This is a genomic window from Candidatus Campylobacter infans, assembly GCF_013416015.1.
Classification (GTDB): domain Bacteria; phylum Campylobacterota; class Campylobacteria; order Campylobacterales; family Campylobacteraceae; genus Campylobacter; species Campylobacter infans.
The window spans coordinates 1,108,769-1,134,703 of sequence record NZ_CP049075.1; the positions used below are offsets into that span (position 1 = coordinate 1,108,769).

The window sequence follows — 25,935 nt, forward strand, 5'->3', positions numbered from 1 at the left end:
TTTTAACCTTAAAATTTTTAGAATTTTAAAGCGTTAAAAAGAATTTAGCAAGAGTTAAAGAGAGCTTAAAAAGCTTGACATCTCATCATCTAGTTTTTCATCGTTGATTTTTAGTTTAACGCGGTTATTTACGCCAATGCCAAGCACCTTTTCAAGTGCTAAAAGTCGCTTTTCGCTCTGATCTAGCGCGCTAAAAACTGGATTTAGCATTTCAGCACCTGCGCCTGTTAGCGTAGTGGTGGGGGCTTGCTCGCATTCAGCACTGAGCCTTGCGTTGCGTTTAAGCTCTGCGACATAGCGCGTGATTATTAGATTATCGACATCTGCGCTAGATGTTGTTTCTTTTAGCATTTTGATAAGTTCGCTTTTTAAATCTTGGGGCTGGGGCGCGCTTTGCTCTAATTGCGCGGGGGCTTGCTTTTGCGGATTTGCTCGCGGGCGCGGGTCTTTCATTATTAGAGCTTTTGTTGAGTTCATTTTTGGCGAATTCTCGCGCCAATCCAAGCTTGTAAATTAGGCTATCTCTCATTTGGTAATAATCATCTTTATAAAGCTCAAAATATATACACTGATTATCTGTGTGGGTGGATTTAAAATTTAATATTTTAGCCATGCGAATGGCGCGTTTATTCTCTAGTTTGCAATATGCTTTGAGCTGTTTAAGCCCTAAAATTTCAAATGCCATATCATAGATAGCGCAGTATGCCCCAAGAGTAATTCTAGCCTCATCAAATTGCTTTGGTATAACCATAATCTCGCCAGGTATAGCGGTGCAATCTTGCCAATTAATTTGCTGAAAACAAAAATACCCAATAGCTATATCATCGACAAAAGCCATATAATAAAGCGAATTTGGCTGGTTTTGAATGGAGTTAAACCACTTTAATTGCTCTTCTTTGGTTATGTGTGTGCCATTTTGGCTTAGCATTAATTTAGCGATTTTCGGGTCATTTCGCCAACTTCGTAAAATCTCTATATCTTTTAGCTTTAATTTTTCGATTTTGACGCCATATCTATTAAATTCACTCATTCATCAAATCCAATATATCACCAACGATTTTAAGCTCTTTTAGCTCATCATATGTAAGTGTATGCCCATAATCATCAGCTAGCATAATAATAGTGCTAATCTTGCCCATTGAGTCCCACTCGGCTATGGATTCTAGCGTAGTTTGCGGGTTAAGTGGCTCATCACACTCTATTGTATCTTTGAATTTAGCTATCTTTTTATCCATCTTAATCCTTTATATAGTTATAATCGTCCCGCTCCACGCAAGACCTATGCCAAAACCGGCTATTAATACCTTATTTGTAGGTTTTATCTTGTTATTTTCAATGGCTCTTTTTAACGCTATTGGTATGCTAGAAGATGATGTATTGCCTACATTTTCGATATCATAAATCACCTTAGAATTATCTAATTTCAAGCTTTTGGCAATGGCTTGAAGTATCAATAAATTGGCTTGATGAAAGACAAAATAGTCTATATCATCTAAATTTAGATTATTGGCTTTTAGGGTTTGTTTGACTAAATTTGGAATCTCTCTAATGGTAAATAGAAATATCTCTGGACCATTCATGGTAAGGGTATTTGATGGGGTTTGGGCGTTAAATGGATTTGCGTAGCCACCATATTTTTTATACATACTAAAAAACCCGCCCCCATCTGTGCCGCATATGATTTGACCGATTTTATAAGCGTTGCTATCATCGATTATAGTCGCACTTGCTCCATCGCCAAATAATATTCTTTGTGCCATATCACTATTTTCAAACATTTTATAGCACATATCAGCTGTGCATAGCAATACCCTTTTCACGCTTTTAGAGATTATTAAAGATTTAGCTATTAATAATCCGTGAGCGTAGCCGCTACAAGCGATATTAATCTCCATTGCGTTTGTGGTTTTGGGTAAATTTAATTTATGATGAAGGAGATAAATCGTAGCTGGCTGGAGATAATCAGGCGATTGAGTACAAAGCAAAAGCATATCTATACTAGCTGGGTCTATATCATACCCATTAATTAAATTTAAAGCCGCCTTAGCCGCTAGGTCGCTAGTAAGCTCATTTGGGGCGGCCTTGTGGCGATATTTGATTCCTGATTTTTGATAAATTTGCTCACAACTATACTCATCACTTTTAGCAAGACTAGCAAAGTAGCTATTATCTATAGTTTCATTTGGCAAGTAATAGGCTAGTTTCATGCTATTTTCCACTTAAATTTCATCATTACCCCCCCCAGAGCTGATTTTTGATACACTCTGCGGTGATTTTGCTAGATTGAGAACTTAGCAAAAATAGCACCGATTTAGCTACATCGCTAGGCTCTATTAAGCCAAGTGGCATTATCTCATTTAGCTTTGATTTGTGGGCTTCTTGGGATATGAAGTTATTTACAAAATCATCATACATAGGGGTATTTACATATAATGGTGCTACGGCGTTGATCCTTACTCCTTTTTTGGCGTATTCCTTGGCTAGGCTCGATACGGCTGAGTTTAGGGCTGCCTTACTAGCTCCATATAGACTAAGTCCAGGCTCAGCACCAAAAGCTGCCATAGAGCTAATGGCTACAATGCTAGTATCATTTTTGACATATCTATTATGCTTTAATGTAGCCTTAGCTAGAGCGAAAAATGTTAGTAGATTTATATTAATTAGCTCTTGCATTTTAGTTAAATTTAGATCACGAAGTAGCATTGGGCTTAGCACGCCAGCGCTATGGATAAAGCCATTTAATTTAAATTTATTAGCAAATTTCGCCACTGCTAGCTCAATGCTATCAAGCTTGTTTGAGTCAAATATCGCTATATCGTGGTTATTTGGAGAGTTTAGCTCATCTTTTAGCTTGTTTAAAGAGTTTAAATTTCTACCAAGAAGTAGCAATCTAGCGCCACTTTTGGCAAGCTCTTTGGCTACGCATTTGCCTATGCCTGATGTGGCTCCGGTGATTATATAAGTTTTATTATCCATTTACCCCCCCCATTTAGTTTTATATTATAGTATAGCTCGGTACTACGATATATCAAATCTATCAAATATATCGTCCCAAGAGCGTAAAAACATAGCTCAAATTTCAAGCTAAAAATCGCAATAGATAGCACTATAGCAAGAAGGCTTGCATCAATCCCAAGTAAAATTCCACGCTCTAAAAGATATTTTTTAAGCCCAAATCTATAAATTTTATTTAATTTTTTTAATCTTTTATGGATAAAATGCTTACAAAATTGCTGATGAAATAGCAAGGTAGAGATGATAAAAATAGTGCAAAATATACTAACATTATAAAGATAACTAGCTAAGATAATAAGCCCAAACCACGCTATATAATCGCAGGTATAATCAAGAAAGTAGCCTAATTTTGTGCTTTGATTTTTAAGGCGAGATAGCGTTCCATCGGTATGGTCTGATATGCTATAGATTAAAAATAAAATTCCACTTAAAACATTATGCCCTAGATAGAGCAAAATAAATGAGCCAATAATACAAAATCCACCAAAAATTGTAACTTGGTTTGGTGTGATATTTGTTTTTGCAAGTGGTAATAAGATAAATTTTTGGACTATTAAAACTCGCCAAATATACTCAGTTATATAATATGTCGGTTTGACTTCTAGGCGGTCAGATTTTTTGAGTTTTTCATCTAATTTCATACTTCAACCTCTTTACAAAAGCTGGCATTTATACTCTCATCACTTATAATAAGTTCGCAATTTTTACTCAAAAAATCAATCAAAGAAGTTTGTTTATAGCCTAAAAAATAAAATTTTTGGAAATTTTTTATTAAGCTTAAAATAATTGGGGGGGGTGGCAATATTTTGGATTTTTGCATTTTGTTCCTTTTTAAAAAATTAATTTTAACCAAATTTAAAATAAAATTATACAAAAAAATATATAATTTGCGCTTAAATTTTAAGTTCAGGCTTTTTTATGAATAAAACTCTTTTAATTATTATTTTGCTTGTGTTTTTATTTATAATTTTAGCTCTTGTGTTGTTTCTTTTATATTTTAGCATTAAATCACGCGCTAAAAGCGATATAGATGTAATAGAGCTAATCAAAAACGCCAAAAAACCAAGCCTAAAACAAATAAACGACTTCTTAAAATCCAAAACCGCATCAAAAAATGATTTAAACATAATCAGCGAGTATTTTTTAGCAAATTTTAAACTGCCTATTAAAAGCGATAAAATCACAAACGAAGCAAATGAACAGCTTAATTTTATTAAGTATTTTGCTGGCTCAAAAAACGCAGATGCTAAAATGATCTCAGCCCTAAATGCTGCTTTAAAAAAACTTAATCCAGATTATCAAAACGAAATAGATAAAATGGAAAAAAGTGGCATACAAAATCGAAATTAAGGAAAAAAATGCTAGATATTTCGCTAATTATGCTTGGCGCAGGCGATAGCTCGCGCTTTAAAATGCCCACAAAAAAACAATGGCTAAGGATCGCTAACGAACCTTTATGGCTTTATGCTAGTAAAAATTTGGCCAAAATGCTACCCTTTAAAAAAATTGTAATCGCCGCCAAAGAAAACGAAATAGCTTATATGAAGCGTTTTGAGCCAAGCTTTGAATACATAATCGGCGGCAAAACGCGCCAGCAAAGCCTAAAAAATGCCCTAAATTTTGTTGATAGCGAATATGTAATGACTAGCGATATCGCGCGACCTTGCATTTTGCCTGAGCTAATTTCAAGGCTAATAAATCAATTAAACAACGCCCAGTGCATAGTCCCAGCGCTAAAAGTTGCCGATACTGCCATTTTAGGCTCTACTAGCATAAATAGAGATGAGCTAAAACTTATCCAAACTCCGCAAATTTCGCGCTTGGGGCTGCTTAAAAAAGCACTTGAAAATAACGAAGATTTCACAGATGATAGCCAAGCAATATCAGCAATAGGCGCTAAAATTTGCTATGTCCAAGGCGATGAAAAAGCCCGCAAAATAACCTTTAAAGATGATTTGGCTTATCTTAATTTGCCAAAAGCAGATAAGGTTTTTTTTAGTGGTCATGGCTTTGATGTGCATAGTTTTTGTGCTGGCGAATATATCACGCTTTGTGGGGTCAAAATCCCATATATTAAAGCATTAAAAGCACACAGCGATGGCGATGCGCCCTTGCATGCTTTGTGCGATGCGATTTATGGGGCTAGTGGGCTTGGGGATATAGGCGAGCATTTTCCAGATACTAATGAGCGCTATAAGGACGCTTGCTCTAAGGATTTACTCGCAACTTGCGTTAAAATGGTGCGAAATTTTGGTTTTGATATAGTAAATGCGGATATCACAATACTAGCCCAACAGCCCAAAATCACACCATTTAAAGAGCAAATGCGCCAAAATGTGGCTAGCATTTTAGGTGTAAATGAAAATTTTGTAAATATCAAAGCTACAACTATGGAAAAAATGGGCTTTATCGGGCGCGAAGAAGGCATAGGCGCGCTAGCAAGCGTTAGCTTGAAATATTATCAATGGCATAAGGATATTTAAAATTTTATCAAAATTTGCCATTAAATTTTAACATCACACTTAATGCGCGCTTGCCTAGCACAAATATTTTTATTTACCTCGCACAAATTTAGCTTAAAATTTTAATTTATTAAAATTTCATAGCCTAAATTTATGCTCTTAGCGCGGATTTATCAAGCCATAAATTACGCTATAAACCCGCTAGCTAGCACTCTGGCTTGCTCATCATAAAAGCACGCTAGTTGCCCGCTAGCTATCGCACTTGCAGGACGCAAAAGCTCTACAAACACGCCACCGCGCCCATTTTGGCGCACCACGCACGGCACAGGCTCGCTTTTGTAGCGAATTTTTACAAAGCATTTGAAACTAGTTTCATTTGTGAAATTATTAAAATTTAAAGTCTCAAAACTTGTTTTTTCAAGCTCTTTTTTTAAACCAACGCTTATTTCGTTATTTTCAGGATTTATAGCCGTTACAAAATGCGGCTCGTGCGCGCCATGCACTCTAAATCCTTTGCGCTTGCCGATTGTATAATTCATATATCCATCATGCTCGCCAATTGCCCGCCCAGCGCTATCTCGCACCACTCCGCGCATTTGCGTGTTAAAATGCCTGGCTAAAATTTCTGTGTAGGAATTTTCTACAAAACAAATCTCACTGCTTTCTTTTTGCGTGGCTAGCTCGGCGATTTGTGGAAATTTTGCCGCATTTGCTTTAATGTCTTTTTTTAATTTATCACCAAGCGGGAAAATAATATGTGAAAGCACGGCAGGTTCGATATTTGAAAGAAAATAACTTTGATCTTTACTCTTATCAACGGCCGCTTTTAAAAGCCCATTTTCAATGCGCGCATAATGCCCCGTGGCGATTTTTTGGCAGCCATTTTTCTTAGCAAACTCCCATAAAGCCCCAAATTTTATCAAGCGATTACAATGCGCGCAAGGATTGGGCGTAATGCCCTTAGCATAAGAACTAACAAACAAATCATAAACATCGTGCTTAAACTGCTCTTTTAAATTTAAAATTTGTGTCTTTATCCCCAAAAAATCACCGACTTTTTGCACATTAGCAATATTTTTTTCGTGATAATTTGGCTTATCGTGGAGCATCATATAGCACCCAATCACGCTAAAACCAGCATCTAATAAAATTTTGGCACTCATCGAACTATCTACGCCACCACTTAAAGCTATTAAAACCTTCATCTTTACCCCAGTTTTTAAAATGCTATTATATCGCTAAAATATTAGCATTTTCTTAAAAATATACTTTATTACTTTATTTATTTGCTTTTTTAAATTATATTTTAGCTAGTATTAGTATAATCGCGCGCTAAAAGGACGAAAATGCACTATATCACAATCTTTGGCTCAGCTAGAACAAAAGCAAACGATAAATACTACAAAGCCGCCTACGAGCTAGCAAAAAACCTAGCAAAGCAAGGATATGGCGTCATTACAGGCGGTAGTAGCGGGATAATGGAAGCAGCAAATAAAGGTGCTTTTGAAGCTGGCGGCAAAAGCATAGGCATAAACATCAAGCTCCCGCACGAACAAATCACAAATCAATATTGCACGCTTGTTAAAATTTCCAACAAGCTAAGTGAGCGCAAACTTTTGCTAATAGAGCAAAGTTGCGCTTTTATCATAATGCCTGGCGGTTTTGGCACGCTTGATGAAGCATTTGAGGTGCTTGTGCTAGCTTGCACGGAGCTAAAAAAAGCAAAAATTATTTTTTATGGGAGAGAGTTTTGGGCTAAATTAGTAGAGTTTATGCGCGAGGTTTTGCTAGCTCGCGGTATGATAAATGAGCTTGATTTTAGCTCTTTTGCCCTACTTGATAGCAGCGATGAAGTGCTTGAATATTTGCGCTCTAATTCATAATTTAAAATTTGCCCTAAAAATGCCAAAATAAGGGCGAAATTTTAAAATTTACCCCTTAATCAAGCATACTAAAATCATCTAATTCTTTTACTTTTCTAGCTACAAACATAGAACAAATATCAAAAGAAAAACTTCTAATAATTTCTACTTGAAAACCAGCTTTTTTTAGCTCGCTCTTAAACTGCTCTTTGTCTAAAAAATTTTCAATGCTTTGTGGGAGATATTCATAGGCATTTTTATTTTTGCTGATAAAACCGCCGATTTTAGGTAGCATTTTTAGCAAATAAAAATCACGCAAGTTTGCCATAAAGCCCTTTTTTGAGCGTTTTGTAAATTCTAAAACCAGCAAATAACCGCCATTTTTAAGCACTCTATTAAACTCGCACAAAGCCTTCTCGCGCTCACTTACATTTCTAATGCCATAGCTTATTGAAATTATATCCGCCCAATCGCTTTCTAAGCCGGTATTATCGGCATAAGCGCACTCTAAGCGCACTTTTTCATTTTTGATAAATTTTTTGCGCGCTACTTCTAGCATACCTTTGCTAGGATCAATGCCAGCTATGCTTTTAATAACAATATTTATCAGCTTTGCGCGCTTATCCCACAAACTTATCATATCGCCAGTGCCGCAAGCGATATCAGCGATATTTATGCTATGATGTGAATATTTTTCTAGCACAAAATCCACCGCACGCTTGCGCCAACTTTTATCTATGCCAAAACTCAAAATGCGGTTTGTTATATCGTAAGTTGGCGCGATACTATCAAACATTTGTACTATTTTTTCTTGCTTTTGCACTAAAATCCTTTTTCTTCGTAAATTTTTAAAATTTCTTTAATTTCATCGACTTTTTTATAAAGTTTTTGATTTTTTTTGTCTAATTTTTTTACACTTTGTGCGATATTTTGGCTTAATTGCTTTTTAAAATCGTCCATTTGCGCGCCATTAAATGCTTTGTTTAAAATTTTGTATTTTACAATTTGATTAGAGTTTATGCTGATATTATTTAATTTTTTAGCGAATTTGGCAAATTTTTGGCTTTGATACAGCGAGCCAAAAAGACTAGCCAAAACAAAAAGCTCATTTGCTTTAATGCCGATGGATTCGTAATTTAAGCTATAAATTTGAGTTAAAAACATATTGATTTTACGAGAAAATAACGGCGCAAGCGTGCTTTTAAGCTCATTTTTACCAAGAGGCGATGAATAAAAAAATTCATCATCATGCAAAACAAAAACCCACTCTTTTAATATATTTTCTAATTCATGGCTTTTTGCGATACAATCATCTTCAAGCACAGAGCGTTCGCGCTCTAAGATAGCGAAACTTTGAACACCGATATTTTGAACTTGTAAATATTCGCATAAATAATTTTTTTTGGCTAATTCATTAAGGTTTGTTGTGTAATTGTTTAACAAGCTTAAAAAAACATTTAAAATTTTTTCATCAAAAATCGCCCCGAAACTTTGCATAATCGCTATATTTTGCATTAAAATAAAATTTAATTCATTTATGCTTTTTGTGTTTTTGTGTGCTAAGAATTTATTTAGGGTCGCTTTTAGCGGTTTTATTAGCGAGATAAGCACGCATCTAATCCCATCATAAGCGCTTATTACCCCAGGGCTTTGCAAGCTAAAATTAGCTAAGTTTTGGGCGTATTTTAAGGCGTTTTGATAATTAAATTTAAAGCGAGGATTGCCAAAAAGTGCCACATTATTAAGCGCGTAAGAATCGTTATTTGTGATATTTTCAAGCACTAAATTTTCAATCACGCTAGGCAAGTTAAAATTTTTTAATTCATCAGCATCATTAAAAGAAACTTCTAAAATAGCCAAATCGCAAAAATCATAAAGCAAAATCACACAAGGCAAATTAGCCAAACTAAAAGTAAATTTGCTTTGTAACAAAGCATTACAAATCGCGTTTTTATCGTTATTACTTAGGCTTAGGGCGTTATTTTTTAGCCTTAAATAATACTTCGTTTTTTCACAAATAAAATTTTTGGCTAATTTTGAAAATATCTCTTGTGAGTTTAGTAAAAATCGTAATTTTAAATCTGTCATTTGCGCCTAAATTTTAAAGTTTAAACCGCAAATTTTATCAAATTTGACTTAAAAGAAAATTTAATTCTATTTTAATACTTATATTTGTAAAATCACGGCTTTATTTAAAAGGATAGCTGATGCGATTTAACGAAATAATCAAAAATTTGCCCGTTTATGAAGCCGGCAAACCAATAGAATTAGTTGCCAAAGATTTTAAAATAAATCCTAAAAAAATCATAAAATTAGCAAGCAATGAAAATCCATTTGGCTCATCGCCGCTAGCCATTAAAGCCATAAAAAAAGCAGCCAAAAGGGCTAATTTATACCCAGATGATAGCTACCATGAGCTAAAAAATGCCCTAGCCAAAAAATTTGAGCTAAAAAGCGAAAATTTTATTATCGGTTCTGGTTCTGATGAGGTGATTGAGTTCGCCTTAGGCGCAGTTTGTAATGATAAATTGGGCATTTTAACAGCAGGCGTTAGCTTTGGTATGTATGGAGTTTATGCTAGCCACATCGGCGCGCCACATTTTAAAACAAAAAGCCAAAAGCACGATTTAGCCGAGCTTTTAGAACTTTATGAAAAACACAAAAATAGCATTGGCGTGGTTATTTTATGCTTGCCAAATAATCCACTTGGTGAGTGCGAAAACGCTAGCGAGATTGAAAATTTCATAGCCAAAATTGATAAAAACACTCTAATTATGCTTGATTGTGCTTATATGGAATTTGCTAGTTTTAAAGACAGCAAAAAAGCCATAAATCCAAAAAAATTAGTGCGAAATTTTGAAAATGTGCTGTATTTGGGAACCTTTTCAAAAGCTTATGGATTAGGCGGAATGCGAGTAGGATATGGCATAGCAAATGACGAAATAATCAAATCCTTACATAAATTAAGACCACCATTTAATATCTCAACGCCAAGCCTAGCTTGTGCTATTGCTGCTTTAAATGATGAAAATTTCATCATCAAAACGCTAAAAAACAATCTCCAAGAAATGAAAAAATATGAAAATTTTGCCAACAAAAAGGGCATAGAATTTATCCCTAGCTACACAAATTTTATCACCTTTAAACTAAGCCATAAACACGACAGCACAAAGCTTTGCGATATTTTATTATCGCGCGGGATAATACTGCGCAACCTTAAAAGCTACGACCTAAACGCCGTTCGCATCACCATAGGCACAAAAGCACAAAATAAAAAAGTCTTAAAAGAACTTGATGGCTTATTTAGCTAAACTTCACCACTTTAAAAGGCAAAATTAAATTTTAATTTTGCCTTTTGCCATATTTTAAAATTTCAAATATTTTTAATATAAATTTTAACTTAATTTAAGCATATTATAAGCTACAAATCTTATAATTGCGCCTTTATTTTGTAAAAAATGAAAGGATTAAAAATGACTAGAATTACAAAACCTAGCGAAGTTAAGCGCGAATGGATCGTGCTTGATGCTAAGGGCGAGATTTTTGGTCGCTTGCTTACAAAAGCCGCTGTGTATTTGCGTGGCAAGCATAAACCAAGCTATACTCCAAATGTAGATTGTGGCGATTTTGTCATCATCATAAATGCCTCAGAGGCTATTTTTACCGGCGCAAATAAAGCCGAAGATAAGCTTTATCATCGTCATTCGGGTTATTTTGGCTCAGTTAAGAGCGAAAAATTTGGCCAAATGCTAAAAAACAAACCTGAAAAACTCTATAAACTAGCAATGCGCGGTATGCTACCTAAGACAAAACTAGGCAAAGAAATGATTAAAAAATTCCGTGTATATGCAAGCAGCGAGCATCCGCACACCGCACAAATACAAAATAAAGGAAAATAAAAATGGCTTCTACTACATACGCAACAGGCAAGAGAAAATCAGCAGTCGCTAAGGTATGGCTAAAAGCTGGTAGTGGCAAGATTATAGTAAATGGTATGGATTTAAACACTTGGCTTGGCGGACATGAAGCCATCAAGCTAAAAGTCGTCCAGCCCCTGCTAGTAACCAAACAAGAAAGCTTAGTAGATATTAAAGCTGTAACGCTAGGTGGTGGCTACTCAGCCCAAGCCGAAGCATTAAGGCATGGCATTTCGCGCGCACTTGCAGCCCTTGATTTACAATTTCGCAAAGCACTAAAACCAGAAGGCTTGCTAACCCGCGATAGTCGCACCGTAGAGCGTAAAAAATACGGTCGCCGCAAAGCCCGCCGCTCTCCACAATTTTCTAAACGCTAATATTTTGCTTGCAAGCTTCAAGCTTGCAAGCACTGCTTTTATTAAAATTTATTTTTAGCAATTAGTCGCTTAATTTACCAGCAATTAAACCTTAAATTTTAAAATTTGCGCTGTTAAAATTAAAATTTTAATTTCTCAAATATTTTAATTAAAATTTCTCAAACATATAAGCTAGCTCTAAGCCCTTTATAAGATTATCAACCACAGAGCTAAAATGCGCTTCTTGCTCGCTTGGCTTGCCCAAAAGCATTTGCTTGCCATCAATTTGCACGCTTGGCACAAAATTACCCATACGGCATTTTTTTAATAAATACTTTATAATATCGGCCTTTGAGTGTTTGCCATCAAGCATAGTAAATATTTCATAATCAGTGCTATTTAGGCGCAAGGCTTGATTTAAATAACCGCCCAAACACAAAGCCTGCGTTTTATCATTTGCCAAATACCGCACCAAAGGCATAAAATCCTGTCTTAGGCGCGATTTATTAACTTCGTATTTAATATCAAAAAGCCTCTCATAACTTATAAAAATACTACTTGTAACCGCTGATATATCATAAATATGGCCTATTAAAGTATTTTGCGGGACTAGCTTTATGGCTTCGCGCACGCTAATGCTAGCTGGATAGGCGTCATAAAGCGCACGCACCAAATGCTCAAGCTCTAAGCCCTTCGCGCGCTCTTTTAAATACTCGCTTTTATCACTAAGACAAAGATGAAAATCCATAATGCGCTCTTGCATTTTGGCGTGATCTAGGCATATTTTGCTTTCATTTTTTTTAAGGGTTAAAAGAGAGTGGCGAAACTGCGTGGAGTTAAGAAAATCAAACATTTGATCTTTTTCTATGCGGTTTTTCCACGCTAATTTGGCGTATTCTTCGACAGCGGCGTTACTAAACTCATTATAATCAAAATGTAAATGCATATCCTCAATATAAGCAAGCCCTAAATCATTGGCATCAGCGACAAAATCTATCAAATACGAGGGCGAATTATAAATTTCTAAATATTCGTGCATAATGTAGCTAGGGTTTTTATTATCTTGAACTTTTTTGTTGTTATGGGCTTTTAGCTCTCTTGTTAGGATTTGATAATCATGGGCTGGGCTGCTTAATGTAGTGGTTTTATATGCGCCTATTTCAAATTTTAAAGCATTTAGAGCGCATTGTAATTTTTGTGCTGGCTCTTTATCAAAATCTATATCCTTACTAGCAAAACGCATAAAATCGCGCGTTATTTCTTTAAATTTCCAGCCTGGGTAGGTGTTGTAGCTTATCATTTGCACGCCATTTTCGCTTAATAACTTCGCGCCTATTTCATAAATTGCCTTTTTTACAAAATCAGGCACCCAGCTAAAAATGCCGTGAGCTATGATATAATCAAACTTGCCGTATTTAGCGACCCCCCTAGCTATATTTGCTAAATCATCACTAAATAGCTCTATATTTTTTAGCCCTAGTTTATTGATAGCTTTTTGGCCTTCTTGGATTTGGCTAGTGGCTAAATCCACGCCTATAAAATTTGCGCTTTTATGCTTTATGGCTTGTGCTATTATGTTGCCACCGGCTGCACAGCCAAGCTCTAAAACGCGCGCATTTTCTGGTTTTGTGGCATTTATCCCATAGCTTTTTGCTACTACATACATTCTATCTATGCTTGCGTTTATGAAAGCATTTGATTGATATGGCACTTTATCATAAGAAGTTTTTATTAAATCATTTATCATCTTTTTTGTCCTCTATAATCTCAGGTTCGCCAAATAAAATATTAAGCTCATTTATATTTCTAAGCTCATCTTTACTTAGGGCTTGCTCGCTTAATGGGGTTATTGAAATTTCATTTGTGCTAACTTGCTTATCGCTGGCATTTGGGTTATTATTTGCGCTTGGATTAGGGCTAGCATTTTGGCTAGGGATATTGCTTGGATTAGGGCTAGCATTTTGCGCGCTTAAAATATTATTTAGCACATCGTCATCGCTTTTTGGCAAGTCATTAGGGATTTTTTGCACCTTAAACTTATCGCTACCAAAACTAGCCAATGCTAATTCTTTAATCACGCCCCAATACTTGCGCTGCATCGCGCTTTGCTCGTTATTTGCTCGCGAGCTAAGGCTAATAATGCCATTTTCAAAACCATCAAAACAAATACACTCTTTAAAACACTCGCCAAGCTCGTAATTTCTATCATATATCAAGCCTAAAAAACGCTCATACATATCAGCGCTTGAAGGCTTTTGTGCTTGCTTTGTTGGTGCTGGCTGATTAAGCTGCGGGTTAAAATTTGTAGCATTTGTGGGAGTTTGCGCGCTTTTTGGCAAATTTTGATTTGTTTTATTATCTAATGAGCTTTGCGCGTTTAAAATCACATTATCGATATTTGGGATATTAAAGCATTCTTTCATCATAAATAGCGTTATATACAGCACAAACTCAGCATCGCTGCCACTATTTAGCATATTTTTTGCCTGGCTTAAAATGCGAAAAAATCGCTCAAAAATCAGCAAAGAAAAACTAGGATTTGGCGAGATAAACTTAAATTTTAAATTTGAGATTAGCTCGTTGATTATCATAACCGCATCGCTTTCGTTTAATTCTTTTATAAGCGCGCTTATATCGGCATCTACGCCATTTTGAACCACTTTTAAAATTTCATCTATTTTTGCTGGATCTAAAATGCCTAACATATCGGCAATTTGCGTAGCGCTGATGTTTTCGTGGGTGAAAATTATAGCTTGATCAAGCAAAGTAAGCGTATCGCGCAAAGAACCCTCGCCCGCTCTTGCTAAGATATTAAGCGCGTCTATTTCATACTTTATGCCCTCTTTGCTTAAAATAAATTCTAAATGATGGACGATATTTTGAATGCTTATAGGTTTAAAGCGAAAGTGCTGTGTGCGCGATAAAATCGTAGCTGGTAACTTTAACGGATCGGTTGTGGCCAAAATAAATTTTATATAACTTGGCGGCTCTTCAAGCGTTTTTAAAAGCGCATTGCAAGCTTGCTGGGTAAGCATATGTGCTTCATCAATTATAAAAATTTTAAATCGCCCAGACATCGGCGCATAGCGCGTTTGCTCGGTTAAATCCCTAATATCATCTATGCTTCTATGGCTTGCGGCATCAAGCTCAATTATATCAAGATGGCGACCTTCATTTGCCATCACACAACTCTGACAAACCTCGCAAGGATGGGAGCTAACGCCCTTTTGGCATAACAGCGCCTTAGCAAAAATCCTAGCCGAGCTAGTCTTGCCACTACCTCTAAGCCCAGAAAACAAATAAGCATGCCCTAAACGCTCGCTATCAAGGGCGCGCGAAAGCGAGCTTGCGATAACATCTTGGCCGATTAATTCGGCGAAATTTTTAGGACGATATTTTAAAGCTAGGGCTTGCATTGATAACCTCTTATGCGATTTAATAAAACAAAGGGTAAAATTTAGCTAAAAAATACAAAAAGCTTGCTGAATATAAACAAAACAATCCTAATTTGGCAAAATCCACGCAGAATTTATTTAAAATTTTATCAAAATCACAAGACAATCGCATTTTTTAAAATTTTAATTATTACTAGCGGAGTATTTAAAGCAAGCTCAAACAATGAATATAGCGCGTTAAGCTGAGTTAAGATAAAAATGGTGGAGCCAAGCGGGATCGAACCGCCGACCTCTTGAATGCCATTCAAGCGCTCTCCCAGCTGAGCTATGGCCCCGCAAAAAAGATTGTGATTGTAGCGCATATGAGCTTAAATTTTGCTTTTTTTGCTAATTTTAAGTTTTGTTTTGGTATGATTACAGCCTTTTTTGTAAAAATACGCCCAGGTGGTGGAATGGTAGACACAAGGGACTTAAAATCCCTCGGCCTTTTGGCTGTACCGGTTCAAGTCCGGTTCTGGGCACCACTGCTATATTTATTGATTTTCTATAATTCTTTTTAAGCATTTTTATTTCATCGTTTCATAGCTTTTAGTTTTTTGTAAGCTTTTTTTAATTTACACTACTTTACCAAGTTTTTTAACCAATGTTAATAAAGCCTAAAAGGATAATAATGCCTAAACTAATAACCCACAGCTAAACGCTCTAAAACACGATGGTAAAAATCAGTCTGCACCCACGCAATACCCCGTAAATACAACAAATAGGCTTTATGCTTTTTGCTACGCAAGCGGTAAAAATGAGAAAAAATATTTCGGTATTAAATCATATTTTATTAGTAGCTAAAAGAAAGCAACTTATACAAAATTACGATTTCTTAATGCTAGTTAAAACAGAGCTAAATAAAATCCTAGAAAACAAAAAATGTGTTCATCACAAAGGGCTGATTACAGATGATTTCGAGCTAGATGAGGACGGCATAAAAATGCTAATAAATGCGGTGTTAAACTCAAATACTAATTTAATAAACAAACTGCTTTTTTCTTTTATGCTTTTAAGTCCGCAAAGGTAGGGCGATTTAAGAAATTTAAGATGCGAAAAGGCGAATTTACAAAAAGGCTTTATTTGTTTTAAATTAACTAGTAATTTTAAAAGTAAAATTTTATTTGCTATATTAATGGTGTGTAGTTAGCAAACTTTTTATAATCTTTAATGATGTTTAACTAAATCTATAATAGGATAAAAGTATTAAATACGCTCATTTAAGCATCACAAAATTAAATAAAATTTTTTGTGCCTTCTGGGCATTACCATTTTTATCAAAACATCCAGTAATAACTCCATCTGTAACGGCAAAGATTTTCCCTATATAAGGTAGCTTTTCACCATTGCGCATTATTACTCTAAGCTTGCTCAGCCAATGTTCCAGTAAATGCTATATACCCACTAAAACCTGCCATAGCTATATCTTTTGAATCAGCCATTGTTTTTTACTCCTTTTTTAATTAAAATTTCTTTTATTTTATATAGCTCGTTTTTGTGTAAAAGAATGCCGCTTAGGTAAGCGTGCATAAATTTTGGTTCACACTCTAAAATCAAGTTTTTTGTCAGCTCGTATTCAAAAAGCTTAAAGCTTTTTATCTGGCTATATGCCCTAACTATAACCTTATTTAGGCAATAAACCTCTATCCTATCATCAAAAAGCATAATTTTTTTAAATATAAGCGTTATATCAAGAAAGCCAACTCCAAATACACCAAACAATCCAACACAGAACAACCAACCACTTGTTTTAGCTTATTGGCTTTTGGCTCTTGTGCCAAAAAATAGATAACCAAAGCCATCATTAAGCCTGTCGCAACTAGTATCAAACCGTGAAAAATCCTGCTTTTTGCCACAAAAATTGGCTTATCATTTAGCATTTCATTTTCATTCATTTTTTGCCTTTGATTGTTTTTAATAAATTCCAAAATCCACATTCTACCCAGCTTGATTTAAAAGCTATTTTATCACCATTATGCCCTGTCTTATAAGCATATATTGTGCTAAGCTTCCGCCTAATGAATGCCCTGCTATGCTTATTTTAGCATCTGGGTTTTGTGCTTGTATTCTAGCTATTTGCTCACTAGCAAAAGCAAAAGCTTGACTAAATTGCTTATTTGTAACATCACCAAGCAAGCCTGTGCTAGTAGCTCCCATTATTAAATTATCACGATAATCTTGTGCATCATTACTGCCACGAAAGGCTATAACATATTCGTTTGTGTTTGTATCTTTAAACACAGTTGCACTAAAACCACCAGTATCAACTCCAAAAAATTTTGATTTTTCATTAATTTGGTCGATAACTTCAAAACTAGAATTTGTAGCAGGGTTATAAACAGCATAATTATTGCCAATATCTTTATTGCTTTGTTGTTCATTTTTTATCTCTGACTCTGAGGCATAAGCCTTGTTTGCTAAAAAGGCAAAATCCTTAACATTTGTTAGTGTAACATTTTTCATTTTTTTTCTCCTTTTTGATGTTGTTTTAATGCGCTAAGCAATAATTCAAATTCTTCATCTAATTGCGACCACGAGCCTGATTTTAAATCATAAAATCGGTAGTGAGTAGGATAGTGTCCATAAATAGGTAATCTAGCTAATAGTGGCTTAGCATAATACAAGCCATAAATAACACCTACTTTTTTTCTCTTACTTAAATCATTTTCTTCATTTGCCTTGATAGATTCATACACATAAATATTTTTAAAAAGTCTTTTAACTGGTAACGATGAACAAAAATCTACATTATCTATACATTTTTTAAATTCGCTAGATGGGGGAGCAAAAAAATTACTTTTCATATAACCAAAACCATCGATTTTATTTTCACTGACCTGAACCGTGTAGTTATTGTCAAAAATAATTATTTCTGGCACTTGCGATGTTTTTACCATTATATACATTATTACCTTTTGTGGCACTTCAAGCTGCCAAGCATACACTAAAAGGCACGCGCTTGCTATTGCTAGCCTTAATTTTGTAAAATTTATAAAGTATTGCTTTCTTTTAAGTATTAGTATGGATAAAATCATTACAGGCACGGCAAGAAATAACGCAGCCCCAAAGCCAAAATATAAAATAAGCAAAGTAAAAATCGCATAAAAAACCAAAAAGCCTATTTTTACGCTAAGCCTTTTACTAAGATTTAGTACGCCAAAAAGCACATAAGCATACAAATAAGCAAGCAAAACACAAAAAGGCACAAACATAAGAATAATTATCAAAAAAATCATAAAATAAAATTCCTTTAAAAAATTATTTAAAAAAGCAAAGCCGTATTTTAACTAAATCTTATATCGTTACCAAAAAATTAAAATTTCCAAACAGCGCACCAAGCAAAGCTAACAATAAATAATAAGTTGATATTTTTTAGCTGTTTATATTAAAATTTCATAATGTAGATTTTTGCTAGCATTAAAATAGCTAGCTAATTTTTTGTTTGATTAAATGATTATTTGTCTTTTTAAAATTTAAAATTTTGTTCTAGCTAAGTTAATAACTAGAACAAAAACGCATAAAACAAAAAAAATAATTAAAATTTTATTTATTAAATAACAATCCCTTAGCGATTTCATCAGCGTTTTGCTTGCTTGTTAGCTCGCTAAGGCACGCTAGGGCAAACTCCATAGCAGTTGCTGGGCCGCGAGATGTTGTGATATTCATATTTGTAACCACATTATCCTGGCTTGGTGCGTCTTGACTAACCTGGCTTTCAAACCCAGGATAACAAGTATAAGCCCCGCTAATGGTGCCTGCGCGCCCTAGCACCATAGGCGCAGCACAAATTGCGCCAAGTTTTTTGCCCTTAGCATTAAAATCAGCCAAAAGCTCTTTTAAGCGCGTATTTTTAGCTAGATTATCAGCACCAGGCAAGCCACCTGGTAAAATAATCATATCAATTTGGCCAAAATCTGTCTTTTCAAAAAGCCCATCAGCCATCACGCTAAGCCCATGAGCGCCTTTAATTTCAAGCCCATCAAGCCCAAGAGCCAAAACATTAACCCCGCCACGCCTTAAAACATCAATAACGCTAATTGCTTCGATCTCTTCAAAACCCTGAGCTAAAATAACAGCCACATTTGCCATAAAAACCTCCAAAAAATTAAAATAAGCTGAAATTATAGCCTAAAAGCATAAAATTTAGCTAGAATAGCGCGCAAATTTTAAAGGACTAAGATGAAATACGGAGAAAAAGAAATCGCAAATTTTGATATAGATAAGGATTTTGAGCTGTGGGAAAATACCACAAAGTATGATTATATGATGCGTATAAGCTTGCTGGAATTTACATGTTTGTGTCCGCGCTCAGGCTATCCTGATTTTGCTAAAATTTACATTGATTATGTGCCAAATGCCCTTGTAGTAGAGCTTAAAGCCTTAAAGCTTTATATAAATAGCTTTCGCAATCGCCATATAAGCCACGAAAACTCAGCAAATGAAATTTTTGAACTCTTATTAAATAAATTAGCCCCAAAATATTTACATTTAAAAATGGAGTTTAACCCCCGCGGTAATGTCCATACCGTAATAGAACTAGATTCAAACCAAAACGCACAAAATCCTTATAATTTATGCCAAACATTTAAAAAACAAAAAATTCATAGCTTTTAAGGGCAAAAATGATAAATGCAAAACTAATAGAGCATATTTTTAAAGCAGCTAGCATTTCGCGCTGGAATGACTACCCAAAAATGATGGATTTAAGCGAGTTAGACAAGCAATCACACAAGGCGATAATTGCATATTTTTTAGCCAAAATCGAGGGCGGATTGGATATGAATGCGCTAATTGAATGTGCTATTTTTGATTTTTTAAGTCGTGTGGTAATTACTGATATCCGCCCTGATGTCTTACACTACATTCAAAAAAACAAAGCCAATGAGCTAAACGAATGGGTGCTAAGTAAAATTTCACCAATAATTGAAGGACTTGATGATGGCTTTATAGAACGCTTACAAAATTATTTAAAAGAGCCAAACCTACACCAAAAAGAGCGTAAAATTTTAAAAGCCGCAAGCTACTTGGCTACGCGCTGGGAGTTTAATATAGTCTATCAAACCAGCAAATTTTTAAGCGATATTAAAGAATTAAAAGCAAAGGTAAATGAAGAATTAGAAGATTATAGCGAATTTGCTGGCGTGCGCCAAATAGCGATGAATCAAAAGCTTGCGCGCCTTGTGGATTTAAGTGGGCGATTGCGCTTTCAAAAGCGTTGGGCGCAAACTCAGCGCATACCGCAAACTAGCGTGCTTGGGCATATGTTGGTTGTGGCGATTTTGAGCTATTTTTATTCACTTAAAGTCAATGCGTGTAGCACAAGGCTTGAAAATAACTTTTTTTGCGCTTTATTTCACGATTTACCAGAAAGCTTAACAAGAGATATTATAAGCCCCGTAAAATACGGCGTCAGCGGGCTTGATGCCATTATAAATGAATACGAAATGCGCTTGATTGATGAAAAAATTTTACCGCTAGTATCTGAAAAACTTAGAGCTGAGTTTGCCTATATTTTAGGCGTTAGACAAAAGCAAAGCTTAAAAGAGCAAATTTTGCCAAATTTTAATGGCGATGAATGCGAATTAGACGAAATTTTAGGGCATTTAAAAGACGAAAAAATTTACATAAAAGATGAGTTTGAAAATAGAATTTTAAGCACAAATACCCAAGGCATAGCAATTAGTGGCTCGCTTAGTGCTTATAATGAAAATAAATTTTGCGCCATCGATGGCAAGGCTTTAAAAGCTTGTGATAAACTAGCGGCCTTTTTTGAAGCTGGAATTTCAATTAGCTATGGCGTTAGCAATGCTGAGCTAAAAAACGGCTTTAAAGGTGTTTTGAGCAGTTTTGAGAAGCTCTCAAATGTAGAGGGCGTGGATTTTTTACAAATCTGTAAGGATTTTAAAGAGCATTTTGGAGTTAATTTATGATAGTTAGTAAATATAACGCAAGCGGTAATGATTTTATTATATTTTCAAGCTTTTTAGCTGGCAATAGAAGTGCGCTTGCAAAAAAATTATGTGATAGATTTAGTGGCGTAGGTGCTGATGGGCTGATAGTAATTTTGCCAGCAAATGATGAAAATTGCGATATTAGATGGGAGTTTTACAATAGCGATGGCTCGCAAGCTTTAATGTGTGGTAATGGCTCGCGCGCTGCTGGGCTGTATGCGTATATGCAAGGCCTAACAGGCCAAAAACTTCGCCTTAAAACAGGCGCTGGGATCATAAACGCTCAGGTTTTTGCCGATGAAACTACAAATGAAAATCCTAACAAAAACTTAGCCCAAGAGCCTTTGGACACTGCTAATTCAATGCTTGTAGAAGTTGCACTAACAAATCCAAAAAAACTAAGTCAAAGTTTTGATGAAAACGGCAAAACTTGGCATTTTTACGATACGGGTGTGCCACATTTAATCACTTTCATTCAAAATTTAGCCGATTTTGATTTAGATTTAGCCAAAAAAATGCGAGAAAAACATAACGCAAATGTAAATTTTGCCCTTATTAAAGATAGCCAAAATATCGCAGTGCGCACCTATGAGCGTGGCGTAGAAAATGAAACTATGGCTTGTGGAACGGGTATGGCAGCAAGCTTTTATGCGGCATTTGAGCTAGGCCTTGTAAAAAATCAAATTAGCGTGCGCCCAAAATCAAATGAAGAATTATTTTTGCGTTTTGATGAAAAAATTTATTTTAAGGGCGCGGTTATAAAATGCTTTGATGCTATTTTCTAGCCTGCTTGTGCTAGCTTTGTTTAGCATAAATTTTAAAATTTCGCTTTAAATAGCTTAAAATTTCATAAATTTTAAAAAAGGATTAAAATGCTAGATCTAACCCTTTGTGCCTTACAGCTTGGCACTTTACCACTTAGTGATTCAAGGATTGATTATTATTTAAAGCTTGCTAAGGATAATGGCGCAAAAATCGTGCTTTTGGGCGAATATGTGCTAAATACATTTTTTACCGAACTTATCAAAATGCCAGGCTCAATGATAAAAGAACAAAGCGAGCAAAAACGCACAGCCTTACAAGCAATGGCAGCAAAATACGAACTAATCATCATCGCTCCAATTATTTTAGTGCGCGGTAAAGATTATATAAAAGCCATAGCAAGATTTAGCCCAAATAGCGTTAAATACAAGCTTGCGAACGCTTTAATGCCCTATTCGCATTGGAATGAAAATAATTTTTTTAAAACAGCCAAAAACATTGATATTTCAAGTTTTAGCGTTGATGGGTTTAAGTTTGCTAATATTTTTGGCTTTGAAGCACATTTTGATGTATTTTGGCGCGAAATTGCTGCCAAGCGCGTTGATTGCGTGCTAATTCCTAGTGCTTGCACGCTTGATTCTAGTCTGCGCTGGGCAAATATGCTAAGCTCGCAAGCGTTTAGATATAATGCGTATATTTTGCGGGCAAATCGCCTTGGTAAAGCAAAGTTTAAAGAAGGCCAAAAAGAAGTAATAAGCGAGTTTTACGGCGATAGTATGCTTATAAATCCTAACGGGCAAATCAGCCAAAAACTAGATGAAAAAGAAGGTATGCTAATTTGTAAAATAAGCAAAAGCGAAATCGCGCAAGCACGGCGCATTTGGTGTTTTAGCCAAATCGCTCGCAACCTTGAAAGCTACAAAGAAAATATTTAAAATTTATAAATTTTAAAGCAAATTTGATAAAAGACGCGCTAATAAAATAAAATTTTAATTTATTTAGTAAGTTTTAGTCAAAAATCTTAAAATTTCAAGCGCAACTTTTAGCCAAAAGTGCGCTAAATTTTAATTTATTTATGGGATAAATTTTCTAAATTTAGTAAATTTTGCTTAATTGCCGCATAAGCTTGTGCGTATTTTTTGGCTTTAATGGCGTTTAATTTTGCGTTTATAATTTTAATTTTTTTGCCAAATTTTAAAATTTGAGCGCAAGCTACCCCGTTTTCATCTCCAATGGAGCAAATTAACTCCGTGCCATTTTTGGATTTTAAAGCCTTACACATTTTAAAAATACCAGCTGAGGGCGCATAAAACGCGCTAGTACCAAGCAAAGCAATAAATTTTGCTCCGCCGATTTTTGCTTGATTTTCTAAATGTAAAAGCTCATTTTTACTGATTTTGCGCCCACGCACGCTAGCATTTAGCGCGAACATACTTTGCCCATGCTCGCCAAACATTTGCGCGCTTACATCGCTATTTTTAAGTCCAAAATGCGTGGCTATTTCGTATTTTAAACGCGCACTATCAAGCTCTCCGGCCATACCAAGCACACGCTCTTTTTCAAAACCGCTAAATTTTAAAGCCACGCTAACCATCACATCAAGCGGGTTTGTAACTACGATAATTACGCTTTTTGGCGCGAATTTGGCAATTTTGCTTGCCCACAAACTCACTATGCTTGCGTTTTTGCTAGCTAGCTCATCGCGGCTTTGCCCATCTTTTCTAGCAAAACCAGCCGTTAGCACGCAAATATCAGCATTTTTTAGCATTTTATAATCATCGCCACCTTGTATTTTTGCGTTTATATCAAGCAAGGTGGCACTTTGGGCTAAATCTAATGCTTTGCCTTTTGCTAAATTCGCGTTAATATCGAGTAAAACAAGCTCTTTTGCGATTTTATGGCTAAGCAATAAAAAAGCAGCACTTGCGCCGACATTGCCGGCACCAATCATCGCTATTTTCATTATTTGCTTAGGGCTTCGTTGAAAATTTTAGATGAGCGCATTATACTCGTTGTTTTTTCATCGTTTAATTTATAATATCCGCCCAAATCCACGCTACCGCCTTGATTAGCGTTTAATTGAGCAATGATTTGGTCTTTATTTTCATTTAAAAATTGCGCCAAAGCTTTAAAATTTGCGCCCAGTTCGCTATTTGCTAGCTCATTAGCCCAGTAAAATGCTAGATAAAAATGCGAACCGCGGTTGTCGTTTTCGCCAACTTTTTTACGCGGGGAATTATCGTTTTTAAGATAGCTTGATATTGCTTTATCTAGCGTGCTAGCTAGCACATTTGCGTTTTTATTGCCACTTGTGTTTGCTAAATGCTCTAAGCTTGCCCCAAGAGCTAAAAACTCGCCCAAACTATCCCAGCGCAAATGATTTTCATCTATTAACTGGCGGGCGATTTTAGGTGCTGAGCCACCAGCACCTGTTTCAAATAAACCGCCACCATTAAGCAAAGGCACGATTGAAAGCATTTTTGCGCTCGTGCCAAGCTCCATAATAGGAAATAAATCAGTTAAATAATCGCGCAAAACATTGCCAGTAACGCTTATGGCGTCTTTACCTGCTCTAATAATTTCTAGGCTTTTTTTCATAGCAGCACTTGGCTCTAAAATACTAATATCAAGCGCGCTTGTATCGTGTTTATTTAGCTCTTCGCGCACGATTTTTATCATATTATTATCGTGGGCGCGTTTTTCATCTAGCCAAAAAATCGCCGCGCTATTTGTGGCCTTTGCGCGCGTAATGGCTAGCTTAATCCAATCCTTAATAGCTTCATCTTTTGCTATCATTGCCCTAAAAATATCGCCTTTTTTTACATCAAAACTTAAAGTATTTTTACCATCACTAATGCTAAATGTGCCGTCATTTTCAGCGATGAAAGTTTTATCGTGGCTGCCGTATTCTTCGGCTTTTTTAGCCATTAAGCCCACATTTGAAACCGAGCCAATTACTGCTGGATTTAGCGCGCCATTAGCTTTTAGCTCATCAATTATGCTAGCATAGATTGTCGCATAAGTTTTATCAGGTATTACAGCTAAACTTTGGCGCTCATTGCCATTTTTATCCCACATTTTACCGCTATTTCTTATCATATTTGGCATTGAATTATCGATTATTACATCACTTGGGACATGCAAGTTTGTTATGCCATTATCACTATCTACCATAGCAAGATCAGGGCGAATATTTAAAATTTCATTATATTTGGCGATTATTTTATCTTTTATGCTTAGATTTTCAATTCTTGCAAAAAGATCTTTTAAGCCATTATTAGCATTTACACCGACATCTTTAAGCTCACTACCAAACTCAGCAAAAATTTCTTTAAAGAAGATCTTTACAAAATGCCCAAATATCACAGGATCACTTACTTTCATCATCGTAGCTTTTAAATGCACAGAATATAAAAGATCGTCTTTTTTAGCTTCATCAATGGTTTTTTCAATAAAATCATCAAGCGCGCTAACGCTCATAAATGTGGCACTCAAAATATCGCCCTTATTTAATTTAATGCCACTTTTTAGCAATGTTTTTTGCCCATTTTCGCTCTCAAAACTTATACTAAACTCACTGGCCTCGCTTGCGATTAAAGATTTTTCATTACTATAAAAATCGCCCTCATTCATATGTGCTACGCGCGTTTTAATGCTTTTATCCCAAGGGCCGTTTTTGTGTGGAAATTCCTTAGCGTAATCTTTTACCGCCTTAGCACAACGCCTATCAGAATTACCCTCTCTTAAAACCGGATTTACCGCGCTCCCAAGCACTTTTGCATAGCGCTCTTTTATTTCATTTTCTGCTTCGTTTTTTGGCTGGGCTGGGTAGCTTGGCACTTCAAAGCCCTTAGCTTGAAGCTCCGCAATAGCCGCATTTAGCTGTGGTATAGAGGCTGAAATATTTGGTAGTTTTATAATATTTGCTTTTGGATCTTGTGTTAATTGCCCTAAAATTTCTAAATAATTTGGCACTTTTTGCTCGTCTTTTAAATGCTCAGGGAAATTAGCCAAAATACGACCAGCTAGCGAAATATCCATAGTTTCAATGCTAACATTAGCGCGTTTTAAGTATTCTTTAATAATAGGAAAAAGCGAATAAGTTGCAAGCAATGGGGCTTCATCGGTGTAAGTGTAAATGATATCACTCATTTTGTGTCCTTTTGTGAAAATTTT

The 25,935-nt window shown here is 35.5% G+C and carries 29 protein-coding genes and 2 tRNA genes; 12 read left to right on the top strand and 19 right to left on the bottom strand.

All coding sequences use genetic code 11. The features are described from left to right. Positions 1 to 54: 54 nt before the first annotated feature. The 6 genes from CINF_RS05580 to CINF_RS05605 are packed head-to-tail and all read right to left on the bottom strand — an operon-like array spanning position 55 to position 3,656. Complete coding sequence (locus CINF_RS05580; RefSeq protein WP_179974803.1) at positions 55 to 351, bottom strand: hypothetical protein; 297 nt, start codon at positions 349 to 351, stop codon at positions 55 to 57. Beyond that, positions 329 to 1,030, bottom strand: coding sequence for a GNAT family N-acetyltransferase (locus CINF_RS05585; protein ID WP_179974804.1), 702 nt, complete (start codon positions 1,028 to 1,030; stop codon positions 329 to 331). The genes CINF_RS05580 and CINF_RS05585 overlap by 23 nt, the downstream gene beginning before the upstream one ends. Further along, positions 1,023 to 1,235: an acyl carrier protein gene (locus CINF_RS05590; protein ID WP_179974805.1), complete on the bottom strand. Its 213-nt coding sequence runs from the start codon at positions 1,233 to 1,235 to the stop codon at positions 1,023 to 1,025. The genes CINF_RS05585 and CINF_RS05590 overlap by 8 nt, the downstream gene beginning before the upstream one ends. A gap of 9 nt (positions 1,236 to 1,244) precedes the next feature. Continuing rightward, positions 1,245 to 2,207, bottom strand: a complete 963-nt coding sequence (locus tag CINF_RS05595) for a ketoacyl-ACP synthase III (RefSeq protein ID WP_179974806.1) — start codon at positions 2,205 to 2,207, stop codon at positions 1,245 to 1,247. 25 nt (positions 2,208 to 2,232) lie between these two features. After that, positions 2,233 to 2,976, bottom strand: coding sequence for an SDR family NAD(P)-dependent oxidoreductase (locus CINF_RS05600; protein WP_179974807.1), 744 nt, complete (start codon positions 2,974 to 2,976; stop codon positions 2,233 to 2,235). Continuing rightward, complete coding sequence (locus tag CINF_RS05605) at positions 2,955 to 3,656, bottom strand: CDP-alcohol phosphatidyltransferase family protein (protein WP_179974808.1); 702 nt, start codon at positions 3,654 to 3,656, stop codon at positions 2,955 to 2,957. Before CINF_RS05605 ends, CINF_RS05600 begins: the two co-directional genes overlap by 22 nt. 277 nt (positions 3,657 to 3,933) lie before the next feature. Here CINF_RS05605 and CINF_RS05610 point away from each other — a divergent pair, with 277 nt between their 5' ends. Together CINF_RS05610 and CINF_RS05615 are read left to right on the top strand one after the other, a co-directional pair. Next, entirely contained in the window at positions 3,934 to 4,365 is a 432-nt protein-coding gene (locus CINF_RS05610) for a hypothetical protein (protein ID WP_179974809.1), read from the top strand. 8 nt (positions 4,366 to 4,373) lie between these two features. After that, positions 4,374 to 5,498, top strand: coding sequence for a bifunctional 2-C-methyl-D-erythritol 4-phosphate cytidylyltransferase/2-C-methyl-D-erythritol 2,4-cyclodiphosphate synthase (locus CINF_RS05615; protein WP_179974810.1), 1,125 nt, complete (start codon positions 4,374 to 4,376; stop codon positions 5,496 to 5,498). Between the two features lie 164 nt (positions 5,499 to 5,662). Here the strand turns inward: CINF_RS05615 and mnmA are convergent, their stop codons facing one another. Continuing rightward, the gene (gene mnmA, locus CINF_RS05620) at positions 5,663 to 6,682 is read right to left on the bottom strand and encodes a tRNA 2-thiouridine(34) synthase MnmA (RefSeq protein ID WP_179974811.1); all 1,020 of its coding nucleotides are present in this window, start codon (positions 6,680 to 6,682) and stop codon (positions 5,663 to 5,665) included. A 141-nt stretch (positions 6,683 to 6,823) separates the two neighbouring features. Here mnmA and CINF_RS05625 point away from each other — a divergent pair, with 141 nt between their 5' ends. Next, positions 6,824 to 7,360, top strand: coding sequence for an LOG family protein (locus tag CINF_RS05625; RefSeq protein WP_179974812.1), 537 nt, complete (start codon positions 6,824 to 6,826; stop codon positions 7,358 to 7,360). Between the two features lie 55 nt (positions 7,361 to 7,415). Here the strand turns inward: CINF_RS05625 and ubiE are convergent, their stop codons facing one another. Both ubiE and CINF_RS05635 read right to left on the bottom strand, forming a co-directional pair. Continuing rightward, a complete protein-coding gene (gene ubiE, locus CINF_RS05630) occupies positions 7,416 to 8,162 on the bottom strand; it encodes a bifunctional demethylmenaquinone methyltransferase/2-methoxy-6-polyprenyl-1,4-benzoquinol methylase UbiE (protein WP_179974813.1) in 747 nt (248 codons plus the stop codon). Next, positions 8,162 to 9,427: a hypothetical protein gene (locus tag CINF_RS05635; RefSeq protein WP_179974814.1), complete on the bottom strand. Its 1,266-nt coding sequence runs from the start codon at positions 9,425 to 9,427 to the stop codon at positions 8,162 to 8,164. Before CINF_RS05635 ends, ubiE begins: the two co-directional genes overlap by 1 nt. 119 nt (positions 9,428 to 9,546) lie before the next feature. On the opposite strand from CINF_RS05635, the gene hisC reads away from it, so the two are divergent. The 3 genes from hisC to rpsI all read left to right on the top strand — a co-directional run bounded on the left by hisC (position 9,547) and on the right by rpsI (position 11,633). Then, the gene (gene hisC, locus CINF_RS05640) at positions 9,547 to 10,650 is read left to right on the top strand and encodes a histidinol-phosphate transaminase (protein ID WP_179974815.1); all 1,104 of its coding nucleotides are present in this window, start codon (positions 9,547 to 9,549) and stop codon (positions 10,648 to 10,650) included. A 162-nt stretch (positions 10,651 to 10,812) separates the two neighbouring features. Continuing rightward, positions 10,813 to 11,238 (top strand): 50S ribosomal protein L13, encoded by a 426-nt coding sequence (rplM, locus tag CINF_RS05645; protein WP_178697210.1) that lies wholly within the window; start codon positions 10,813 to 10,815, stop codon positions 11,236 to 11,238. A 2-nt stretch (positions 11,239 to 11,240) separates the two neighbouring features. Beyond that, positions 11,241 to 11,633: a 30S ribosomal protein S9 gene (gene rpsI, locus CINF_RS05650; RefSeq protein ID WP_178697211.1), complete on the top strand. Its 393-nt coding sequence runs from the start codon at positions 11,241 to 11,243 to the stop codon at positions 11,631 to 11,633. Positions 11,634 to 11,781: 148 nt separating this feature from the next. Here rpsI and CINF_RS05655 read toward each other — a convergent pair whose 3' ends face one another. The 3 genes from CINF_RS05655 to CINF_RS05665 all read right to left on the bottom strand — a co-directional run bounded on the left by CINF_RS05655 (position 11,782) and on the right by CINF_RS05665 (position 15,342). Then, positions 11,782 to 13,359, bottom strand: a complete 1,578-nt coding sequence (locus tag CINF_RS05655) for a methyltransferase regulatory domain-containing protein (RefSeq protein ID WP_179974816.1) — start codon at positions 13,357 to 13,359, stop codon at positions 11,782 to 11,784. Continuing rightward, a complete protein-coding gene (locus CINF_RS05660) occupies positions 13,349 to 15,028 on the bottom strand; it encodes a DNA polymerase III subunit gamma/tau (RefSeq protein WP_179974817.1) in 1,680 nt (559 codons plus the stop codon). Before CINF_RS05660 ends, CINF_RS05655 begins: the two co-directional genes overlap by 11 nt. A gap of 238 nt (positions 15,029 to 15,266) precedes the next feature. After that, positions 15,267 to 15,342, bottom strand: a tRNA-Ala gene (locus CINF_RS05665). Between the two features lie 103 nt (positions 15,343 to 15,445). Here CINF_RS05665 and CINF_RS05670 point away from each other — a divergent pair. Together CINF_RS05670 and CINF_RS05675 are read left to right on the top strand one after the other, a co-directional pair. After that, positions 15,446 to 15,531 (top strand) — tRNA-Leu (locus CINF_RS05670). 272 nt (positions 15,532 to 15,803) lie between these two features. Then, positions 15,804 to 16,076 (top strand): hypothetical protein, encoded by a 273-nt coding sequence (locus CINF_RS05675; RefSeq protein ID WP_178697215.1) that lies wholly within the window; start codon positions 15,804 to 15,806, stop codon positions 16,074 to 16,076. A 404-nt stretch (positions 16,077 to 16,480) separates the two neighbouring features. Here the strand turns inward: CINF_RS05675 and CINF_RS05680 are convergent, their stop codons facing one another. The 5 genes from CINF_RS05680 to CINF_RS05700 form a co-directional block, all read right to left on the bottom strand. Further along, complete coding sequence (locus tag CINF_RS05680; protein WP_179974818.1) at positions 16,481 to 16,711, bottom strand: hypothetical protein; 231 nt, start codon at positions 16,709 to 16,711, stop codon at positions 16,481 to 16,483. Between the two features lie 20 nt (positions 16,712 to 16,731). Beyond that, the gene (locus CINF_RS05685; RefSeq protein ID WP_179974819.1) at positions 16,732 to 16,941 is read right to left on the bottom strand and encodes a hypothetical protein; all 210 of its coding nucleotides are present in this window, start codon (positions 16,939 to 16,941) and stop codon (positions 16,732 to 16,734) included. A 64-nt stretch (positions 16,942 to 17,005) separates the two neighbouring features. Next, positions 17,006 to 17,509 carry a Tle-like phospholipase domain-containing protein gene (locus CINF_RS05690; protein WP_179974820.1) on the bottom strand — a complete coding sequence of 168 codons (504 nt, stop codon included), beginning with the start codon at positions 17,507 to 17,509 and terminating at the stop codon, positions 17,006 to 17,008. Next, on the bottom strand, positions 17,506 to 18,282 hold the full coding sequence (locus tag CINF_RS05695; RefSeq protein ID WP_179974821.1) for a hypothetical protein: 777 nt from the start codon (positions 18,280 to 18,282) through the stop codon (positions 17,506 to 17,508). Before CINF_RS05695 ends, CINF_RS05690 begins: the two co-directional genes overlap by 4 nt. A gap of 307 nt (positions 18,283 to 18,589) precedes the next feature. After that, positions 18,590 to 19,135: a DJ-1 family glyoxalase III gene (locus CINF_RS05700; protein ID WP_179974822.1), complete on the bottom strand. Its 546-nt coding sequence runs from the start codon at positions 19,133 to 19,135 to the stop codon at positions 18,590 to 18,592. 90 nt (positions 19,136 to 19,225) lie between these two features. Between CINF_RS05700 and queF the strand changes: the two genes are divergently transcribed. The 4 genes from queF to CINF_RS05720 all read left to right on the top strand — a co-directional run bounded on the left by queF (position 19,226) and on the right by CINF_RS05720 (position 22,694). Further along, on the top strand, positions 19,226 to 19,660 hold the full coding sequence (queF, locus tag CINF_RS05705; RefSeq protein ID WP_179974823.1) for a preQ(1) synthase: 435 nt from the start codon (positions 19,226 to 19,228) through the stop codon (positions 19,658 to 19,660). A gap of 8 nt (positions 19,661 to 19,668) precedes the next feature. Further along, positions 19,669 to 20,976 carry an HD domain-containing protein gene (locus CINF_RS05710; RefSeq protein WP_178695383.1) on the top strand — a complete coding sequence of 436 codons (1,308 nt, stop codon included), beginning with the start codon at positions 19,669 to 19,671 and terminating at the stop codon, positions 20,974 to 20,976. After that, positions 20,973 to 21,782, top strand: coding sequence for a diaminopimelate epimerase (gene dapF, locus CINF_RS05715; protein ID WP_179974824.1), 810 nt, complete (start codon positions 20,973 to 20,975; stop codon positions 21,780 to 21,782). The genes CINF_RS05710 and dapF overlap by 4 nt, the downstream gene beginning before the upstream one ends. Before the next feature lie 87 nt (positions 21,783 to 21,869). Beyond that, positions 21,870 to 22,694, top strand: a complete 825-nt coding sequence (locus CINF_RS05720; RefSeq protein ID WP_179974825.1) for a carbon-nitrogen hydrolase family protein — start codon at positions 21,870 to 21,872, stop codon at positions 22,692 to 22,694. A 134-nt stretch (positions 22,695 to 22,828) separates the two neighbouring features. Here the strand turns inward: CINF_RS05720 and CINF_RS05725 are convergent, their stop codons facing one another. After that, positions 22,829 to 23,722, bottom strand: a complete 894-nt coding sequence (locus CINF_RS05725; RefSeq protein ID WP_179974826.1) for a lactate/malate family dehydrogenase — start codon at positions 23,720 to 23,722, stop codon at positions 22,829 to 22,831. Further along, a complete protein-coding gene (locus tag CINF_RS05730) occupies positions 23,722 to 25,911 on the bottom strand; it encodes an NADP-dependent isocitrate dehydrogenase (RefSeq protein WP_179974827.1) in 2,190 nt (729 codons plus the stop codon). The genes CINF_RS05725 and CINF_RS05730 overlap by 1 nt, the downstream gene beginning before the upstream one ends. Between the last annotated feature and the right edge of the window lie 24 nt (positions 25,912 to 25,935).

What these genes read in the sequence shown, in the direction of transcription:
- CINF_RS05580 (WP_179974803.1), bottom strand. Translation starts at nt 351, where the DNA reads ATGCTAAAAGAAACAACATCTAGCGCAGATGTCGATAATCTAATAATC.
- CINF_RS05585 (WP_179974804.1), bottom strand. Translation starts at nt 1,030, where the DNA reads ATGAGTGAATTTAATAGATATGGCGTCAAAATCGAAAAATTAAAGCTA.
- CINF_RS05590 (WP_179974805.1), bottom strand. Translation starts at nt 1,235, where the DNA reads ATGGATAAAAAGATAGCTAAATTCAAAGATACAATAGAGTGTGATGAG.
- CINF_RS05595 (WP_179974806.1), bottom strand. Translation starts at nt 2,207, where the DNA reads ATGAAACTAGCCTATTACTTGCCAAATGAAACTATAGATAATAGCTAC.
- CINF_RS05600 (WP_179974807.1), bottom strand. Translation starts at nt 2,976, where the DNA reads ATGGATAATAAAACTTATATAATCACCGGAGCCACATCAGGCATAGGC.
- CINF_RS05605 (WP_179974808.1), bottom strand. Translation starts at nt 3,656, where the DNA reads ATGAAATTAGATGAAAAACTCAAAAAATCTGACCGCCTAGAAGTCAAA.
- CINF_RS05610 (WP_179974809.1), top strand. Translation starts at nt 3,934, where the DNA reads ATGAATAAAACTCTTTTAATTATTATTTTGCTTGTGTTTTTATTTATA.
- CINF_RS05615 (WP_179974810.1), top strand. Translation starts at nt 4,374, where the DNA reads ATGCTAGATATTTCGCTAATTATGCTTGGCGCAGGCGATAGCTCGCGC.
- mnmA (WP_179974811.1), bottom strand. Translation starts at nt 6,682, where the DNA reads ATGAAGGTTTTAATAGCTTTAAGTGGTGGCGTAGATAGTTCGATGAGT.
- CINF_RS05625 (WP_179974812.1), top strand. Translation starts at nt 6,824, where the DNA reads ATGCACTATATCACAATCTTTGGCTCAGCTAGAACAAAAGCAAACGAT.
- CINF_RS05635 (WP_179974814.1), bottom strand. Translation starts at nt 9,427, where the DNA reads ATGACAGATTTAAAATTACGATTTTTACTAAACTCACAAGAGATATTT.
- hisC (WP_179974815.1), top strand. Translation starts at nt 9,547, where the DNA reads ATGCGATTTAACGAAATAATCAAAAATTTGCCCGTTTATGAAGCCGGC.
- rplM (WP_178697210.1), top strand. Translation starts at nt 10,813, where the DNA reads ATGACTAGAATTACAAAACCTAGCGAAGTTAAGCGCGAATGGATCGTG.
- rpsI (WP_178697211.1), top strand. Translation starts at nt 11,241, where the DNA reads ATGGCTTCTACTACATACGCAACAGGCAAGAGAAAATCAGCAGTCGCT.
- CINF_RS05655 (WP_179974816.1), bottom strand. Translation starts at nt 13,359, where the DNA reads ATGATAAATGATTTAATAAAAACTTCTTATGATAAAGTGCCATATCAA.
- CINF_RS05660 (WP_179974817.1), bottom strand. Translation starts at nt 15,028, where the DNA reads ATGCAAGCCCTAGCTTTAAAATATCGTCCTAAAAATTTCGCCGAATTA.
- CINF_RS05675 (WP_178697215.1), top strand. Translation starts at nt 15,804, where the DNA reads ATGAGAAAAAATATTTCGGTATTAAATCATATTTTATTAGTAGCTAAA.
- CINF_RS05680 (WP_179974818.1), bottom strand. Translation starts at nt 16,711, where the DNA reads ATGCTTTTTGATGATAGGATAGAGGTTTATTGCCTAAATAAGGTTATA.
- CINF_RS05685 (WP_179974819.1), bottom strand. Translation starts at nt 16,941, where the DNA reads ATGAATGAAAATGAAATGCTAAATGATAAGCCAATTTTTGTGGCAAAA.
- CINF_RS05690 (WP_179974820.1), bottom strand. Translation starts at nt 17,509, where the DNA reads ATGAAAAATGTTACACTAACAAATGTTAAGGATTTTGCCTTTTTAGCA.
- CINF_RS05695 (WP_179974821.1), bottom strand. Translation starts at nt 18,282, where the DNA reads ATGATTTTTTTGATAATTATTCTTATGTTTGTGCCTTTTTGTGTTTTG.
- CINF_RS05700 (WP_179974822.1), bottom strand. Translation starts at nt 19,135, where the DNA reads ATGGCAAATGTGGCTGTTATTTTAGCTCAGGGTTTTGAAGAGATCGAA.
- queF (WP_179974823.1), top strand. Translation starts at nt 19,226, where the DNA reads ATGAAATACGGAGAAAAAGAAATCGCAAATTTTGATATAGATAAGGAT.
- CINF_RS05710 (WP_178695383.1), top strand. Translation starts at nt 19,669, where the DNA reads ATGATAAATGCAAAACTAATAGAGCATATTTTTAAAGCAGCTAGCATT.
- dapF (WP_179974824.1), top strand. Translation starts at nt 20,973, where the DNA reads ATGATAGTTAGTAAATATAACGCAAGCGGTAATGATTTTATTATATTT.
- CINF_RS05720 (WP_179974825.1), top strand. Translation starts at nt 21,870, where the DNA reads ATGCTAGATCTAACCCTTTGTGCCTTACAGCTTGGCACTTTACCACTT.
- CINF_RS05725 (WP_179974826.1), bottom strand. Translation starts at nt 23,722, where the DNA reads ATGAAAATAGCGATGATTGGTGCCGGCAATGTCGGCGCAAGTGCTGCT.
- CINF_RS05730 (WP_179974827.1), bottom strand. Translation starts at nt 25,911, where the DNA reads ATGAGTGATATCATTTACACTTACACCGATGAAGCCCCATTGCTTGCA.